Origin of the sequence: Marichromatium sp. AB31, assembly GCF_003718685.1 — a bacterium.
Classification (GTDB): domain Bacteria; phylum Pseudomonadota; class Gammaproteobacteria; order Chromatiales; family Chromatiaceae; genus Marichromatium; species Marichromatium gracile.
The window spans coordinates 1-16,014 of sequence record NZ_RHFI01000039.1 but is presented as its reverse complement, the minus strand read 5'-3'; the positions used below and the strand labels follow the sequence as shown (position 1 = coordinate 16,014).

General features: G+C 71.8%; 14 protein-coding genes. 6 read left to right on the top strand and 8 right to left on the bottom strand.

Annotated features, from left to right (window positions below; all coding sequences use genetic code 11):
- Nucleotides 1–170: 170 nt before the first annotated feature.
- The gene (locus EBL84_RS16325) at nucleotides 171–1,721 is read right to left on the bottom strand and encodes a 2-isopropylmalate synthase (protein WP_123141761.1); all 1,551 of its coding nucleotides are present in this window, start codon (nucleotides 1,719–1,721) and stop codon (nucleotides 171–173) included.
- 274 nt (nucleotides 1,722–1,995) lie between these two features.
- Here EBL84_RS16325 and EBL84_RS16320 point away from each other — a divergent pair, with 274 nt between their 5' ends.
- The 3 genes from EBL84_RS16320 (at nucleotide 1,996) to EBL84_RS16310 (ending at nucleotide 4,930) form a co-directional block, all read left to right on the top strand.
- Nucleotides 1,996–3,516: an AAA family ATPase gene (locus tag EBL84_RS16320; protein WP_123141760.1), complete on the top strand. Its 1,521-nt coding sequence runs from the start codon at nucleotides 1,996–1,998 to the stop codon at nucleotides 3,514–3,516.
- Nucleotides 3,517–3,664: 148 nt separating this feature from the next.
- Nucleotides 3,665–4,561, top strand: a complete 897-nt coding sequence (locus EBL84_RS16315; RefSeq protein WP_123141759.1) for a DnaJ C-terminal domain-containing protein — start codon at nucleotides 3,665–3,667, stop codon at nucleotides 4,559–4,561.
- A gap of 30 nt (nucleotides 4,562–4,591) precedes the next feature.
- Complete coding sequence (locus tag EBL84_RS16310; protein ID WP_123141758.1) at nucleotides 4,592–4,930, top strand: chaperone modulator CbpM; 339 nt, start codon at nucleotides 4,592–4,594, stop codon at nucleotides 4,928–4,930.
- A gap of 7 nt (nucleotides 4,931–4,937) precedes the next feature.
- On the opposite strand, the gene nadC is transcribed toward EBL84_RS16310, so the two are convergent.
- A complete protein-coding gene (nadC, locus tag EBL84_RS16305; RefSeq protein WP_123141757.1) occupies nucleotides 4,938–5,786 on the bottom strand; it encodes a carboxylating nicotinate-nucleotide diphosphorylase in 849 nt (282 codons plus the stop codon).
- Between the two features lie 207 nt (nucleotides 5,787–5,993).
- Here nadC and EBL84_RS16300 point away from each other — a divergent pair, with 207 nt between their 5' ends.
- From EBL84_RS16300 to EBL84_RS16290, 3 genes are read left to right on the top strand one after another with little or no spacing between them, the layout of a single operon-like run.
- Nucleotides 5,994–7,031, top strand: a complete 1,038-nt coding sequence (locus tag EBL84_RS16300; RefSeq protein ID WP_123141756.1) for an NAD(P)-dependent oxidoreductase — start codon at nucleotides 5,994–5,996, stop codon at nucleotides 7,029–7,031.
- Nucleotides 7,032–7,061: 30 nt separating this feature from the next.
- Nucleotides 7,062–7,676, top strand: a complete 615-nt coding sequence (locus tag EBL84_RS16295) for a sulfotransferase (protein WP_123141755.1) — start codon at nucleotides 7,062–7,064, stop codon at nucleotides 7,674–7,676.
- Nucleotides 7,673–8,617 carry a lysophospholipid acyltransferase family protein gene (locus tag EBL84_RS16290; RefSeq protein ID WP_148040323.1) on the top strand — a complete coding sequence of 315 codons (945 nt, stop codon included), beginning with the start codon at nucleotides 7,673–7,675 and terminating at the stop codon, nucleotides 8,615–8,617. Before EBL84_RS16295 ends, EBL84_RS16290 begins: the two co-directional genes overlap by 4 nt.
- Here EBL84_RS16290 and EBL84_RS16285 read toward each other — a convergent pair.
- The 6 genes from EBL84_RS16285 to EBL84_RS17145 all read right to left on the bottom strand — a co-directional run.
- Nucleotides 8,515–9,732: a glycosyltransferase family 9 protein gene (locus EBL84_RS16285; protein ID WP_123141753.1), complete on the bottom strand. Its 1,218-nt coding sequence runs from the start codon at nucleotides 9,730–9,732 to the stop codon at nucleotides 8,515–8,517. The two genes, EBL84_RS16290 and EBL84_RS16285, sit on opposite strands and share 103 nt — an antisense overlap.
- Nucleotides 9,729–11,069: a radical SAM protein gene (locus tag EBL84_RS16280; RefSeq protein ID WP_123141752.1), complete on the bottom strand. Its 1,341-nt coding sequence runs from the start codon at nucleotides 11,067–11,069 to the stop codon at nucleotides 9,729–9,731. The genes EBL84_RS16285 and EBL84_RS16280 overlap by 4 nt, the downstream gene beginning before the upstream one ends.
- A complete protein-coding gene (locus EBL84_RS16275) occupies nucleotides 11,066–12,568 on the bottom strand; it encodes a radical SAM protein (RefSeq protein ID WP_123141751.1) in 1,503 nt (500 codons plus the stop codon). Before EBL84_RS16275 ends, EBL84_RS16280 begins: the two co-directional genes overlap by 4 nt.
- Before the next feature lie 134 nt (nucleotides 12,569–12,702).
- Nucleotides 12,703–14,295 (bottom strand): radical SAM protein, encoded by a 1,593-nt coding sequence (locus tag EBL84_RS16270; RefSeq protein ID WP_123141750.1) that lies wholly within the window; start codon nucleotides 14,293–14,295, stop codon nucleotides 12,703–12,705.
- On the bottom strand, nucleotides 14,292–15,278 hold the full coding sequence (locus EBL84_RS16265; protein ID WP_190287990.1) for a lysophospholipid acyltransferase family protein: 987 nt from the start codon (nucleotides 15,276–15,278) through the stop codon (nucleotides 14,292–14,294). The genes EBL84_RS16270 and EBL84_RS16265 overlap by 4 nt, the downstream gene beginning before the upstream one ends.
- 8 nt (nucleotides 15,279–15,286) lie before the next feature.
- A partial coding sequence (locus tag EBL84_RS17145; RefSeq protein WP_223807046.1) for a hypothetical protein occupies nucleotides 15,287–16,014 on the bottom strand: 728 nt, incomplete at its 5' end.

Sequence of the window (16,014 nt, the reverse complement as noted above, 5' to 3'; positions counted from 1 at the left end):
GGCCGGGGCCGTGCCGGCTCGAGGGTCGCGGGCGGCGCCTGTGGCGGGACCGCCGGCGGCATCTCGAGCGGCGCCGCCGCGGCGCCGTCGTGCTCGTCCGCGCGCGGCTGCCAGGCATGCACCCCCATCCGCGCCAGATAGCTCAGACGACGTTGCTCGTCCATCCCGACTCAGACGTCCGCGCCCTGCGGGTGGGCGCGGCGGGCGCCGTGCAGCACCTTGTTGCAGGCGTTGACATAGGCCTTGGCCGAGGCGATGACGATATCGATGTCGGCGCCCTGCCCGTTGACCACGCGCCCGCCCTTCTCCAGTCGCACCGTCACCTCGCCCTGGGCGTCGGTACCGCTGGTGATGGCGTTGACCGAGTAGAGCTTGAGCTCGGCGCCGCTCTCGACCACCGACTCGATGGCGCGGAAGGCGGCGTCGACCGGACCGCTGCCGCTCGCCGCCGCGCTGCGCTCGGCGCCGTCGATGGCGAGCACCAGCTCGGCGTTCGGGGTCTCGCCGGTTTCCGAGCACACCCGCAGCGAGACCAGCTTGACGCGCTCGTTGGCGGCATCGAGGTTGGCGTCGGTGACCAGTGCCTGGAGGTCCTCGTCGAAGATCTCGTGCTTCTTGTCGGCGAGATCCTTGAAGCGGGCGAAGGCGGCGTTGAGCTCCTCCTCGGAGGCGAACTCGATGCCGAGGTCGTGGAGGCGGCTGCGGAAGGCGTTACGCCCCGAGTGCTTGCCCAGCACCATGCGGTTCTCGCTCCAGCCGACGTCCTGGGCGCGCATGATCTCGTAGGTCTCGCGGTTCTTCAGCACGCCGTCCTGGTGGATGCCCGACTCGTGGGCGAAGGCGTTGGCGCCGACCACCGCCTTGTTGGGCTGGACGGTGAAGCCGGTGATCCCCGAGACCAGACGCGAGCAGGTGACGATCTGGGTGGTATCGAGCCGGGTGTCGCAGTCGAAGAGGTCCTGACGGGTGCGCACCGCCATCGCGATCTCCTCGAGCGCGGCGTTGCCGGCGCGCTCGCCCAGCCCGTTGATGGTGCACTCGACCTGGCGCGCGCCGTTGCGCACCGCCGCCAGGGAGTTGGCCACCGCCAGCCCGAGGTCGTTGTGACAGTGCACCGAGAGCACCGCGCGATCGGCGTTGGGCACGCGCTCGCGCAGCGCCGCGATCACCGCGCCAAACTGGTCGGGGATGTTGTAGCCGACGGTGTCGGGGATGTTCACCGTGGTCGCCCCGGCCTCGATCACCGCCTCGGTGATGCGACAGAGGAAGTCGATCTCCGAGCGCCCGGCGTCCTCGGCCGAGAACTCGACGTCGTCGGTATAGCGCCGCGCCCGCCGCACCGCCGCCACCGCCTGCTCGATCACCTGCTCGGGCTGCATCCGCAGCTTCTTCTCCATGTGGATCGGCGAGGTGGCGATGAAGGTGTGGATACGTCCGGCGTTGGCCTTGGCCAGCGCCTCACCGGCGCGATCGATGTCCTTGTCGAGCGCCCGCGCCAGACCACAGACACGGCTGTCCTTGATCTGCTCGGCGACCGCCGCGACCGCCTCGAAGTCGCCCGGGCTGGCGATCGGGAAACCGGCCTCGATGACGTCCACGCGCAGCCGCTCCAGGGCCTTGGCGATGCGCACCTTCTCCTCGCGCGTCATCGAGGCCCCGGGGCTCTGCTCGCCGTCGCGCAGGGTGGTGTCGAAGATGATCAAGTGGTCTTTGTCGCTCATGGCTCTTCTCTCGCTACGCCTGGAGGCCCTGCCAGGCCGGTGCTGATGGCTGTGATGGGGCCGCGTGCCCCGCCGTCGTCCACCACGGGACGACGCCCCGGCCCGCTCAGCGGGTGGAGCGGGCTGCGGACCTGGGACGGGGTGGGGAGACAGGTCGACGCGGCGCGTCTCCGCATCTTCGCAGCCTCGCCCCGCGCTGTCACTGGGTTGTCGACGATGATGTTGGTAAATTTGCCGGAGACGTCGACGAGACGCCACCGAGCGGTCCCCGATCATGCCCGTCACCGACACCACCAACCTCCCCATGCCGGATCTGCACGATCTCGAGCTGCTGTTGCGCGCCGACACCCCGATCCTGATCATCGAATCGGTCGAGGAGGCGCGCGTGGTCGAGCTGTTCGCCGGGCTGGCGATCCGTCTCGGCCAGCCCGCCTTCCGCTGGACGGTGACCGAGGGACTGCGCCGGCTCGAGTTCGACGCCGAACCGCAACGCAACCTCGCCGAGCCGCGCCAGGCGCTGCGTCACATCCACGCGCTCGATCAGCCCGGGCTCTATCTGCTGCTCGACTTCCACCCCTATCTCGACGACCCGATCCACGTCCGTCTGCTCAAGGAGATCGCCCAGACCCACGCCACCTGCGCACGCACCCTGGTGCTGGTCAGCCACGGGCTCGAACTGCCCGCCGAGCTGCGTCATCTGAGCGTGCGCTTCCAGCTGCGCCTGCCCGAGCGCAAGCGCATCATGGAGCTGATCCGCGAGGAGGCCCGCGCCTGGCAGGAGGCCGCGCCCGGGCGCGCGCTGCGCGCCAGCCGCGAGGCCGTCGAGCAGCTGGCCAACAACCTGCTCGGTCTCACCGAGTCCGATGCCCGGCGGCTGATCCGCAACGCGGTGCGCGACGACGGCGCCATCACCCGCGACGACGTCGCCGCCCTGCGCCGCGCCAAGTACGCCCTGCTCAGCCCCGACGGCGTGGTCTCCTTCGAGTACGACACCCGCACCTTCGCCGACATCGCCGGGCTCGACAACCTCAAGGCCTGGCTCGACCGCCGCCGCGCGCCCTTCCTCGACGCCGACGAGCGCCGCGACCGCCCGCGCGGCATCCTCCTGCTCGGGGTCCAGGGCGGCGGCAAGAGCCTCGCGGCCAAGGCCGTCGCCGGACGCTTCGGGGTGGCGCTGCTGCGTCTCGACTTCGCCACCCTCTACGACAAGTACATCGGCGAGACCGAGAAGAACCTGCGCCAGGCGCTGCGCACCGCCGAGGTGATGGCACCCTGCGTGCTGTGGATCGACGAGATCGAGAAGGGGCTGGCCAGCGGCTCGGGCGACGAGGGCGTCGGCCGACGCGTGCTCGGCACCCTGCTCACCTGGATGGCCGAACGCCGCGCCCGGGTCTTCCTGGTGGCCACCGCCAACGACGTCTCGCATCTGCCGCCCGAGCTGCTGCGCAAGGGCCGCATCGACGAGCTGTTCTTCGTCGACCTGCCCGATGCCGGGGTGCGCCGCGAGGTCTTCGCCATCCATCTCGCGCGCCGCGGCATCGACCCGACCGCACTCGACCTCGACACCCTCGCCGCGGCGAGCGAGGGCTTCACCGGCGCCGGGATCGAGCAGGCGGTGGTCGCCGCCTGCTATGCCGAGGACGGCGCCGAGCGCCGCCCCGACACCGAGGCGCTGCTCGCCGAGCTGGCCGCCACCCAGCCGCTGGCGGTGGTGATGGAGGAGCGGATCGCGGCGTTGCGCGCCTGGGCGCGCGAGCGCACCGTCCCGGCCCACAGCCCGGCGGAGACGGACTGAACCAGACGCACCCTCACCGCCACGCTTGACAATCGCCCCGCCGCAACGACTATCCAGCGATCAGACGACGATCGGCCCGCCGCCACAGACGCAGGCGCCATCACGGCGCGGTGCATGATCGGGCCCGTCCATTCCGCGAGAGCAGACGATGCAATACAAGGATTACTACAAGACCCTCGGGGTGGCGCGCGACGCCTCCCAGGACGAGATCAAGCGGGCCTATCGCAAGCTCGCGCGCAAGTACCACCCGGACGTCAGCAAGGAGTCCGACGCCGAGGCCCGCTTCAAGGAGATCAACGAGGCCAACGAGGTGCTGCACGATCCCGAGAAGCGCGCCGCCTACGATGCGCTCGGCAGCGGCTGGCGCGCCGGTCAGGACTTCCGCCCGCCGCCCGGCGGCGGGCGCCGCGGCAACTACCGCTTCAACGCCGATGACGTCGGCGACTTCAGCGACTTCTTCTCCAGCATCTTCGGGCGCGCCTTCGGCGGCGCCGAGCCGCCGCGACGCCGCGGCCAGGACCAGACGGTGCGCATCGCCCTCGATCTCGACGAGGCCTATCGCGGCGTCACCCGCCAGGTACGGGTCGAGTCCTCGGGCAACGCCCGCACCCTCAAGGTCCGCATCCCCGCCGGGGTCACCCAGGGCCGACAGATCCGGCTCGCCGGCCAGGGCGGCGCCGGGCTCGGCGGCGGACCGGCCGGCGATCTCTATCTCGAGGTCGAGCTGAAGCCCCACCCGCACTTCACCCCGGACGGACGCGACATCCACCTGCGCCTGCCCCTGGCGCCCTGGGAGGCGGCGCTCGGGGCCGCGGTGAGCGTGCCCACCCTCGGCGGCACCGTCAGCCTGAAGATCCCGCCGGGCTCGCAGTCCGGGCAGCGGCTGCGGCTCAAGGGGCGCGGGCTGCCCGGCGATCCGCCCGGCGACACCCTGGTGACGCTCGAGATCCAGGCGCCGCCGGCAACCACCGAGGCGGCACGGCGCGCCTATCGCAAACTCGCCGAGCAGCTAGACTTCAACCCGCGCGCCGACCTCGGGGTGTAGCGCGCGGCTCAACGAGGGAGGACATCGCCGATGCAGCAGCTGGAGCGGATCTTCGAGGGCATCGTGCTCGACGAGGGCCTGAGCCTGTCGCTGGTCGAGCTGTGCGTGCTCTGCGACGCCGAGCACCACCTGATCGAGTGCATGGTCGCCGAGGGGCTGCTCAACCCCTGCGGCAGCCTCCCCGCCGAGTGGCGCTTCGACGGGATCGCGGTGCGCCGCGCGCGCCGCGCCGTGCGGCTGCGCCACGACCTCGACCTCAACCTCGCCGGTACCGCGCTGGCGCTCGACCTGCTCGAGGAGAACGAGCGCCTGCGCGAGCGGCTGCAGGTGCTCGAACAGCACCTCGGCGCCCCCGGCACGCCGCGCTGAGCGAGGCTCAGGCGACCTCCAGACGCATCGACAGATCGACCGCGGTCACGTCCTTGGTGAGCGCGCCAACCGAGATGCGGTCGACCCCGGTCTCGGCGATCGCGCGGATGGTCTCGAGGTTCACCCCGCCGGAGGCCTCCAACCGCGCCCGCCCGGCGTTCAGCGCCACCGCCTCGCGCAACTGATCGTTGTCGAAGTTGTCGAGCAGCACCGTCGGCGCGCCGGCGGCCAGCGCCTGCTCGAGTTCGGCGAGCGACTCGACCTCGACGATGATCTCCAAGCCGGTCTGCAGCGCCTGCGCCGCGGTCACCGCCGCGGCGATCGAGCCGGCGGCGAGGATGTGGTTCTCCTTGATGAGGATGGCGTCGTGCAGCCCCATGCGGTGGTTGGTGCCGCCACCGCAGCGCACCGCGTACTTCTGCTGCAACCGCAGCCCCGGCAGGGTCTTGCGGGTGTCGAGCACCGCCACCGGCAGCCCGGCGACGGCGTCGGCGAAGCGACGGGTGCGGGTGGCGGTGCCCGAGAGGGTCTGCAGCAGGTTCATCGCCGTGCGCTCGCCGGTGAGCAGCGCGCGCACCGGGCCGGTGATCACGCACAGCCGCTGCCCCGGCGCGACGCGCGCGCCGTCGGCCGCCTCCCAGTCGATGCGGATCGCCGGATCGAGTGCATGGAACACCGCCTCGAACCAGTCCCGACCGCAGAGCACCGCCGACTCGCGGGTGATCAGCTCGGCGCGCGCCTGCTGATCGGCGGGCAGCAGCGCGGCGGTGACGTCGCCACTGCCGAGGTCCTCGGCGAGCGCCGCGCGCGCCTGTTCACGGATCAGTGAGGGATCGAGGGGCTGGGGGCTGTGCATGGGTATCGGTGTCCTGTGTCGTCGGCGACCGGGCGCACCACCGGCGGGCGCCCATCGAGGGAGGCGATCATGCCACAGCCGTGCCGTCCGGGCGCAGCCAGGGCGCCGGGGTCATCACAGCGTTGACGCCGCCGGCGCGGCTCATTAACGTTCGTCGCGTACCTGATGCGCGCACGGCGCCGGTGACGACCCGAGGAGGCTGACGCGATGACACGAGTGGCATTGGTGACCGGCGCGGCGGGCTTCATCGGCGGGCATCTGGTCGAGTCGCTGCGCGCCGACGGGATCGCGGTGCGCGCCCTGGTGCGTCCCGGCGAGGACTGCGCGGCGTTGAGCGCCTGCGGCGCCGAGATCCGTCACGGCGACCTCCTCGACGCGACGAGCCTGGAGGCGGCGCTCGCCGGGGTCGGGCAGGTCTATCACCTCGCCGCCATCTCCAGACACGACGCCCGGGTCCCCGACGCCCGCTACCGGGCGGTCAACGTCGAGGGCACCCGGCTGCTGCTCGAGGCCGCGCGCCGCGCCGGCGCGCGCCGTTTCGTGTTCACCGGCACCATCGAGGCGGTGGGCACCTCGCGCGACGGGCGCCCGCTCACCGAGGACAGCCCCCAGCACCCGCGCAACATCTATGGCCGGAGCAAGCTCGAGGCCGAGCGGCTGGTGCGCGAGGCCGCCGCCGACGGCACTCTGGAGACCGTGGTGGTGCGCCCGCCGATGACCTATGGCGAGCGCGAGCCGATCCTGCTCGGGCGGCTCTTCCGGGTGATCGAGAAGGGCGTCTACCCGCTGATCGGCCCGCGCGAGGTGCTCACCGAGTTCTGCTATGTCGGCAACCAGGTCGCCGGGCTGCGCCTGGCCGCCGAGCACGGCCGTCCGGGCGAGGTCTATTTCATCTCCGACGCGCGCTCCTACTCGCTCGAGGAGATCGTCCACGCCATCGCCGCCGAGCTGGGGGTGCGGGTGTGGACCCCGCGCCTCCCGATCCCGCTGGCGCGCGCCATCGGGCTCGGCTTCGAGGGGCTGGGCAAGGTGCTGCCCTTCTACCCCTTCCTCATCTCCCAGACCGGACGCCCGCCGTTCTCGCGCAAGACCGTCGAGTGGACCGCCGAGAGCCGGCTCTATGTCGACATCGGCAAGGCCCGCGCCGAGCTCGGCTACCGCCCGCCCCACTCGCTCGCCGCGGGCATCGCCCGCACCGTCGCTTGGTATCGCGACCAGGGCCTGCTGCGCCCGCCGCGCAACTGACCTCAACCCACACCGCCACGGACCCCCGAGATGCCGCTACCGCTGTTCGACCGTCTGCGCCGCCGCCAGGAGATCATCGTCGTCTCCGGCCTGCCCCGCTCGGGCACCTCGATGATGACCGCCATGCTCGCCGCCGGCGGGGTGGAGGTTTTCAGCGACGCCGCGCGCGCGGCCGACGCCGACAACCCGCGCGGCTATTTCGAGCACGAACGGGTGAAACGGCTGCGCCAGGAGGATCCGGGCTGGCTGCGCGCGGCCCGCGGCAAGGCGATCAAGGTGGTCGCGCCGCTGCTCGACGCCCTGCCCCCGGGACACCGCTATCGGGTGCTGTTCATGCGCCGCGACCTCGGCGAGGTGCTGGCCTCGCAGCGCGCCATGCTGGTGCGTCGCGGCACCGATCCCGACAAGATCGACGACGCCACCCTGGAGACGCTCTACCGCCGCCAGCTCGCCGCGCTCGAGGGCTGGCTCGCCGCGCAGCGTCACATCCAGGTGCTCGACGTCGACTATGCCCGCGCCATCGCCGAGCCCGCCGCCGAGGCGGCGCGCGTGGCCGACTTCCTCGACCGCCCGCTCGACCGCGAGGCGATGGCCGCGGTCGCCGACCCCGGGCTCTACCGCCAGCGCCGGGGGGGCGCGCGATGATCGTGCACGAGCACCCGGCGCGCGACCTGCTGCGGCTGCTGATCTGGTACCCGCTGCGCTGGTTCTGCGCGCGCGCGCCGATCGCGCTCAACCTGCGGCTGTTCGCCGCCATGGGGCGCTTGCACCTGGCGCTCTCCGGCACGCGTCGCGCGCAACTGCGCGCGCTCTTCGGTCGTGCCTATCCCGCCGCCGACGCGGCGCGGATCGCCGCCTGGAGCCGCACCTATCTGATCAACCACTATGTCGACCGGCTGTCGGTCTTCCACTACCACCGGCTGCGCGGGCGGGCGCTGTCGCGGGTGATCGAGATCGCCGGGCGCGACCGGCTCGACGCCGCGCTCGCCGAGGGTCGCGGCTGCGTGCTGGTGCACGCCCATCTCGGCCCCTCGCAGCTGCCGCTGGTCGCGCTCGGTCGTCTCGGCTACCCGATGACCCAGCTCGGGCTGCGCTCGGCGCGGGGGCTCTCCTTCATCGGTCGCCGCGTCCAGCTCCACCACCGGCTGCGCCTCGAGGAGGCCTTCCCGGCCGAGATGATCTATGTCACGCGCTTCCAGCGTCAGCTCTACCGCAGCCTCGCCGCCGGGCGGGTGCTGATGATGGCCGGCGACGGCACCGGCACCGCCGAGCGCTACGGCCATCACCTGCCCCACGCCTGCTGCGGTCACACCCTGGAGCTGCCGCTCGGCCCCTTCCGCCTGGCACAACGCGCCGGCGCACCGCTGCGCTTCCTCTTCCTCGTCCGCGACGGCGCATACCGCTACCGCGCGGTGATCGAGTCGCCGCCGCCCGGGGCCGAGACCCCGGAGCAATTGCAGCAGGCCTTCGTCGCGCGGCTGCGTCACTGGATCGACAGCGATCCCGGGCTGTGGCAGTTCTGGGACCAGTTCGCCCCCGCCGCGGCCTCGGCGCCGAGCATCTCGCAGAGCACCGCGAACACCTGATCGACCCCGAGTTGGCGCATGCACCACTGTCGCTCGGGATGACGACAGCCGTGCTCGTCGCACTCGGCGCGACACCACAGCCCCGCGACCTCGACCACCCGGTGTCCGAGGCCGTAGGGACCGGTCTCGACGCTCGACGAGGGCCCGAACAGCGCCAGCGCCGGGGTGCCGACGGCCGCAGCCAGGTGCATCGGCGCGCTGTCGTTGCACACCAGCACCCGCGCCTCGCGCAGCAGCGCGGCCATCGCCCGCAGCCCGAGCCGGCCGCTGAGATCGTGCACCCGGGGCCCGCCGGCGCCGACCACCTCGGCCACCAGGGCGCGCTCGCCGGGGGCGCCGAGCACCACCACCGCGAGTCCCAGCCGACGTGCGACGCGCTCGACCAGCGCGGCATAGCGCGCCGCCGGCCAGCGCTTGAGCGCCAGGCGCGAGCCCGGGTGGACGGCGACGAAGGGCGCGGCGAGGCCCTGCTCGGCGAGCAGCCGCGCGAGCGCCGCGCGCTCGGCGGCGCTGTGGTGGACGTCCCAGTGCACGCCCTCGACCCGACAGCCGAGTGCGCGACAGAGATCGAGGTGATACTCCACCTTGTGTCGCACCCCCGGATAGGGCACCACCCGGGTGAGCATCCAGGCCCCGCCACCGACGCCGTAGCTGACCTTGTGGGTCGCCCGCAGCGGGCGCACCAGCATCAGGATCTCGCGGATGTCGGCGCGCGCCTCGATCACCAGATCGAAGCGCCGGCGGCGCATCCGCCAGCGCCAGCGCAGATAGTCGAGCGGACCGCTGCGATCGCTGAACCAGAAGGGGTCGTAGGTGATCAGCGCGTCGAGGTCGGGGTTGCCCTCGAGCAACGGCGCCGCGCCGGTGGCGGTGAGCAGGGTGATGCGCGCGCCGGGGAAGCGCTCGCGCAGCGGGCGCAGCATCGGCACCGTCATCATCACGTCGCCGAGATAGAGGGTGCGGATCAGCAGGATCTCGCGCACCTCGGCGGGGTCGAGCGGGCGCGCCCGGCGCCATTGCCGCCAGGGCAGGCTCAGGGTCGCGCCGATCAGGTCGGCGAGCCGGGTCAGACGCCGCTTGCGGGCGTTGACGATCTTGTAGGGACCGGTGCTCATGCGCCCTCCTCGGTGGGACTGCTGGCCGCGGCGGCGCGACGCGCGCGCAGCCGACCGATGCGCCCCTTGAGCCAGAGCAGGACATCGAAGGCACGGTCGAGATGACGGGTGCGCGGGTTGGTGTAGTAGCGCGGATAGAGCAGCGGGTCGTCGGGATCGACCACCCCCTCCTCCAGGGCGATGCGGTGCAGCCCGGTGTGCGGCTCGATGCGCAGCACGCTGAACTCGAAGTGCACCCGACGCCCCAGACGCAGCCTGGCGCGGAGCACGAAGAACAGGATCGAGAGCAGGTTGCCGAGGGTCTGGCCGGGCGGGTTGCGGAAGAAGTTGTAGCTCACCTCCAGCCCGGGGTGGCGCGAGAGCAGACGGTAGATGCGCAGGATGTCGGCGCGACGCATGTCCTTGCCGAGACGGCGCAGCGTCGGATCGGCGATGGCGTCGGGCGAGAAGATGGCGTGGACGCAACCGGCGCGCACCGCCAGCGCCATGAACGCGGCATCGGCGTGACGCTCGTTGATCCACGCCGACCAGCGCGCCCGCACCCCGCGCGCGATCAGCTCGCGACAGATGCGCTCGGCATGGGCGCGCGGCAGGTTGAACACCGAGTCGACGAAGGTGAAGCGCTCCACCCCGTGATCGCGCACCAGGGCCTCGATCTCGTCGACGATCAGCCGCGGGTCGCGCAGCCGCATCCGCTTGCCGTTGAGATAGCCGTAGATGCAGTAGACACAGCTCAGCGGGCAGCCGCGCTTGGTCTCCACCCCGATGGCGTCGACGAAGCCCGCGCGATAGTCGCCGACCCGCAGCGCGCCGCGCTCGGGCAACGCGATGGCGTCGAGATCGACCGGTCCCTGCAGCGGCCCGGAGAAGTGCAGCGCGCCGTCGCGCCGATAGAACACCGAGGGTACGGTCTCGGGACGATCGAGACGCTCGAGCAGCAGTTGCAACGTCTCCTCGCCCTCGAGGTGCACGCCGAGGTCGAGGCGCGGCTCGGCCTCCATGATCTCGCGCGCGAACATCGAGAAGCCCGAGCCGCCGATGATCACCGGCGCGCGAGCATGCCGCTCGATCACCTCCAGCAGCTCGCCGAGCAGCGGGTAGTAGAAGACCACCTCGCGCTTGTTGGTCGAGTCGATGTTGCGCAGCGAGATGCCGATCGCCTCGGGCGCGAACTCGGCCAGCGCCTCGGCGAGCGCGGCGCGCGGCGACTCGACCAGGTTGGTGTCGAGCACCCGCACCTGGTGGCCGACGAGGTTCGCCGCCAGGCTGCCGAGCCCGATGGGGAAGACCAGCGGCTCGTTGCCGCCGAGAAAGGCCTGGATCAGCAACACCCTCATGCCGCGCGCCCCCCGTCCGGGCGCAACCGCGCCTTGAGCGCGCGCAGCGCGCGATAGAGCCAGGCGAAGCCCGGGCGCAGCGGCGCGGCGCCGAGCACCCGCCCGAGCGGCCGGCTGGCGAGCAGTCGCAGCAGCGGCCCCGGCATGCGCCCGCCCTGGGCGAGCGCGAACAGCAGGTTGGGATAGCTGCCGGCGCGCATGTTGTAGCTCTTGGCATAGACGTCGCGATGGGCATCGCGCACATGACCGTCGCGCACCCCCATGCGATGCAGCTCGGTGCCCGGATAGAGCACCAGCGAGAAGGGCTGGAGACGGTAGGGCTTGGGCAGGCGGGCGATCAGACGCAGGCTCTCAAGGGTGTCCTCGGTGCGCTCGTAGGGCACGTCGAGCAGGAAGTCGTAGCTCGGCGGGAACATCCGCGCGCGATAGCGGTTGATGATCCGCGCCGCGCGCAGCACCCGGCGGTTGTCCATGCGGGCGCGGTTGTAGAGCGCCTGCATCCGCGCGCTGCCGCTCTCGATGCCCATCTGCACGTAGACCAGACCGGCGTCGACCAACAGCGCCATCTTCTCCTCGGTCACCGTCAGCGGGCTGGCCAGACAGGAGAAGGGCAGCCCGATGCGCTCCTTGTAGGCGGCGCAGAAGGCCGCCAGCGAGGCGCTCGGGCGCGAGAAGAAGGCATCGTCCGAGATCCATACGAAGCCGATGTCCGGGAAGCGGCGCTTGACCTGCTCGAGCTCGTCGATGACGTGCTCGACGCTGCGCCAGCGCAGATAGCCGCGCTTGTCGTAGAGGTTCTTGAGCGCGTCGTTGGCGCAGTAGGAGCACTTATGCGGACAGCCGCGCCCGGTCATGGTCTGGTAGCCCATCTTGCCGAGCAGGTTGGAGACGGTGCCGGTACGCAGATGACGCTCGGTGAGCTCGCGGGTGAAGGGGGTGATGGTGCCGTCGGCGACCATGAAGTGGTGGTCGGCGAGGCTGTAGTCGGGCGCCGGATAGCGATCGAGGTCGCGCAGCAGCGGTCGCGGCGGGTTGCGACTGATCGCCCCGTCCCCCGCCCGCACCCAGAGGTTGGCGAGGGCGTCGATGGCCGCGCCGCGACCGAGCGCGTCGGCGAGATCGAGCAGCGCCTCCTCGCCGTCGCCGACACAGACGATGTCGGCGTGGACGATGCACTCGTCGGGACAGATGGTGGCGTGCACCCCGCCCCAGACCACCGGCACCGAGGTCGCGGCATGGATCGCGTGGGTGATCTGGCGCGCGGCGGCGAAGTAGTTGGTCATCAGGGTGATGCCGACCAGATCGACGTCGCGACACAGTGCCACCAGCTGACGCAGGGTCTCGGGGCGATAGCGCTCCTCGCCGTAGTCCTCGTCGCAGGCCGGGTCGGGCAGAAAGATCATCCGCGTCCAGTGGCCGCGCTCGCGCAGATAGGCCGACATGGTGCGCAGGCCGAACACGGTGATGTCAGGGAAGGGCGAGATCAACGCGATGCGCATCCGCGGGCTCCTCCTCGGTTGCCGGGTCGTGGTCACGCCCCGCCCTCCTGGCGCGGCGCGACCGGGGATGCGTCACGACGATGGCCGCGACGCCGTCCGGCCCTGGCGCACGGCCGGCTCCGCCGGCGCGCGCCTCAGTGCCGGCGTCCGGTCACCCCGGGGTCGACCGGGCGCAACCGCTGCAGATAGCGCGCGATCCGCCACCAGTCGCCGCGCGCCAGCGCCCCGCCCCCTTTGGCGAGCAGCCGCAGCCCCTCGCCGACCCGGGTGACCAGGCCCAGCGGCGCGAGCAGCGCCGGGCGCGAGAACAGCCGCACCGCGCGCTCGCTGATCAGCACCCGATAGACCCAGCGCGGCACGTGCTGGAAGGTGAACAGGTGCAGCAGGAAGTTGGGGTAGGTGCGACGGGGGGCGAAGAACGGCTTGCGATAGAGTGCCGGGCCGGTGTCGGTGAGCAGCCCCTCGGCGACGGCGCGGTCGTAGAGCGGGGTGTGGGGGTAGAACACCAGGTTCGAGACCGCCAGCCCGAACGGCTTGGGCAGCCGGTAGAGCAGCCGCACCGTGTCCATGGCGTCGGCTTCGGTCTCCCAGGGGTTGTCGGTGATGACGTGATAGTCCGGCGGCAGCAGGCGGTCGCGGTGACGGTGCAGCAGCTCGGCGGCGGCCACCACCCGTTCGTTGGACTCGGTGCGGTCGTAGAGACGCTTGATCCGCTCGCTGCCGCTCTGGATGCCGAACTCGACATAGACCAGCCCTGCATCGAGCAGCGCCAGCAGCTTGCGCTCGTTGAGCGTCGAGGGGCTGGCCTGGACGTAGAAGGGCAGACCGACGCGCTCGCGATAGCGCGCGGCGAAGTCCTCGATCTGGGCGCGGGGACGGGCGAAGAAGGTGTCGTCGAAGAACTGGAAGGCCTCGACGAAGGGGAAGCGCTCGCGCACCGCCACCAGCTCCGCGATCACCCGCTCGACACCGCGAAAGCGCAGATAGGGCACCCCGTCCTCGGCGCAGCGCGCCTTGATCGCCGAGACGCTGCAATAGGTACAGCGGTGCGGACAGCCGCGGTCGGTCATGGTGCGAAAGGCGCGTCTGAGGGTACCGCTCGGTCCCGGCAACAGCGGCAGGATCTCGCGCAGCAGCGCGTCGGTGAGCGGCCGGAGGCGCCCGGCGCGCGGATCGAGCACATAGTGATCGTCGTTGGAGAAGTCGAACGGCGGCAGACTGTCGAGATCGTCGATCAGCGGGCGCTGCGGGTTGCGGTGACGCTGCTCGCCCTCGCGCACCCAGAGCCCGCGCACCCGGCGGTGATCGGCGCCGCGCGCCAGACACTCGAGCAGCTCGACCAGGGTGTGCTCGCCCTCGCCGATCACCACCATGTCGGCGTGCTCGAGCGCCTCGTCGGGGCGGCTCGAGGGGTGCACCCCGCCCCACACCAGCGGGGCGTCGTGGACCCGGCGCAGGTGCTCGGTGACCTGCAGCGCGCGGTCGAAGTACTGGGTCATGAACGACAGCCCGATCAGGTCGGCGTCGGCGCTCAGCGTCGCGAGATCGTCGAGCACCTCGGGCGGATAGTGATAGATCACCTCGCGATCGGCGCGCAGCCGGCCGATGCTGCCGGGCAGGAAGATCAACCGGCACTGGTGACCGCAGGCGCGGACATGGGCCGAGAGCGCGCGCACGTCGAAGGCGCTGATGTCGGGCGGGGTCGGGGTGATCAGGGTGAGCTTCATGCGGGCAGACCTCCGGGTGGGGCCGAGGGCGTCTCGAGCAGCAGCGGCGGCTCGCCCTCCTTGAGCGCGGTCATGCGACGCAGCGCGAGGAACGGCAGGTAATGACAGGGCTGCGCGATCACCCGCCGCTCGAGCAGCCGGGCATAGTCCTGGATCGCCGCGCCCAGCGCCGCCGGGTCGGCGGGGTCGGCGCCCCACTCGAGCGGTGCGCCGATCTCCAGCCGGCTGACCCCGGAGGGCTCGCGCACCAGAAAGGTCGGCAGCACCGCGCAACCGGTGCGCGCGGCGATGCGCAGCGCGCCGGTGGAGAAGCGCGCGCGCGCGCCGAGGAAATCGACCTCGGCCCAGTCGCTGCCGGCGGCGCCGTCGATGGCGATGCCGAGCACCTGATTGGCGCGCAGACAGGCGAAGGCCGGGCGCAACGAGCCGAAGGCGTCGATATGACGCACCGGCAGCGCGCACTCGTGCCGCCAGCGCAGCTCGAGGGTGCGCGCCTCCAGGGGCGAGAAGCGACGATGGCTGATGCGCTCGCGCCACACCAGCGGCGAGGCCCCCATCTGGCACATCCGGTAGCCGGCGTGACCGAGCGCGGGCATCGCCATCTGGTTGGCACCGAAGTGCGCGAGCAGCAGCATCGCGCCCTGACCGCGCGCCAGCGCGGCATCGAGTTCGGACCAGTCGTCGCAGCGCACGAAACCGGCCATCCGCGCCGGCCCGAGGCGCGGGAAGACCAGCACCTCCAGCTCGTTGCAGAGACGGTTCTGGAAGGCCCGGCGCACCCAGCGACGGCGCCGCGGCAGCGCCGCCAGCGCCGGGGCGGCGGCCATCGCCGCGGCGAACTCGGCGGCCTTGCCGCGCGCCAGCAGCGCCACCACCGCGCCCAGCCCGCGCCCCAGCGCGTACAGCCAGGACGGCGGCAACCGCTGCGCCAGCCAGCGCAGCGGATACCAGTGCAGCCACAGCAGCAGGTCCCGGATCAGCATCCGCACCATCACAGATACCCCAGATCCTTGAGCCGTTCGTTGATACAGGCGCTCTCGGCCTCGCTGAAGGGCCGCGTCTCGCCGATGTCGAGGTCGTAGTCGGCGGTGCGCGGCGGGTGGCGGGCGAGGAAATCCGCGCTCAGCGCCTCGGTCAGCACCCGCCCGTCCATGTGGCTCGGCACCGGCTCGCCGAGCAGCGCCATCAGCGTCGGGGCGACGTCGATGATGGCCGCCTCGTCGAATCCGGCGCCGGGGACGATGTCGGGACCGGCGAGCATCAGCACGCCGTTGGGCAGGTGGTTGCCCGACCAGCGGTGCGCGGTGGTCAGCGCGTCGGGCGCGGGACGGATGCCGAGAAAGCCGAGCTCCTGCTCGCCGACGCAGTAATAGCCGGGACTCCAGCGGATGATGATGTCCGGGGTCTGCGCCAGACAGTGCGGATAGACCTCCTCGCGCCGCCACACCCGCTCGATCAGGCGCGCCCCGGTGTCGGGGTCGCGCAGCCCCTCGAGCGCGGCGATCAGCCGCGCGCGCAGCGGCTCGTACTCGGACTCGGGCACCACCCCCTGCGGCTGACGTCCCTGCAGGTTGATCACCAGGTTGCCGTAACCGCCGACCGGGAAGACCTGGGTCCCGGCCATCGCGAAGGCCTCCAGCCCCGGCGGCAGCGCGTCCCCGCCGCGCCGCCCGAGCAGCGCGCGCGCCAGGCGCCGCGCCGGCCCCGGAAGCAGCAGAT

Coding starts and splice junctions, on each gene's coding strand:
- EBL84_RS16325 (WP_123141761.1), bottom strand. CDS start 1,721: ATGAGCGACAAAGACCACTTGATCATCTTCGACACCACCCTGCGCGAC.
- EBL84_RS16320 (WP_123141760.1), top strand. CDS start 1,996: ATGCCCGTCACCGACACCACCAACCTCCCCATGCCGGATCTGCACGAT.
- EBL84_RS16315 (WP_123141759.1), top strand. CDS start 3,665: ATGCAATACAAGGATTACTACAAGACCCTCGGGGTGGCGCGCGACGCC.
- EBL84_RS16310 (WP_123141758.1), top strand. CDS start 4,592: ATGCAGCAGCTGGAGCGGATCTTCGAGGGCATCGTGCTCGACGAGGGC.
- nadC (WP_123141757.1), bottom strand. CDS start 5,786: ATGCACAGCCCCCAGCCCCTCGATCCCTCACTGATCCGTGAACAGGCG.
- EBL84_RS16300 (WP_123141756.1), top strand. CDS start 5,994: ATGACACGAGTGGCATTGGTGACCGGCGCGGCGGGCTTCATCGGCGGG.
- EBL84_RS16295 (WP_123141755.1), top strand. CDS start 7,062: ATGCCGCTACCGCTGTTCGACCGTCTGCGCCGCCGCCAGGAGATCATC.
- EBL84_RS16290 (WP_148040323.1), top strand. CDS start 7,673: ATGATCGTGCACGAGCACCCGGCGCGCGACCTGCTGCGGCTGCTGATC.
- EBL84_RS16285 (WP_123141753.1), bottom strand. CDS start 9,732: ATGAGCACCGGTCCCTACAAGATCGTCAACGCCCGCAAGCGGCGTCTG.
- EBL84_RS16280 (WP_123141752.1), bottom strand. CDS start 11,069: ATGAGGGTGTTGCTGATCCAGGCCTTTCTCGGCGGCAACGAGCCGCTG.
- EBL84_RS16275 (WP_123141751.1), bottom strand. CDS start 12,568: ATGCGCATCGCGTTGATCTCGCCCTTCCCTGACATCACCGTGTTCGGC.
- EBL84_RS16270 (WP_123141750.1), bottom strand. CDS start 14,295: ATGAAGCTCACCCTGATCACCCCGACCCCGCCCGACATCAGCGCCTTC.
- EBL84_RS16265 (WP_190287990.1), bottom strand. CDS start 15,278: ATGCTGATCCGGGACCTGCTGCTGTGGCTGCACTGGTATCCGCTGCGC.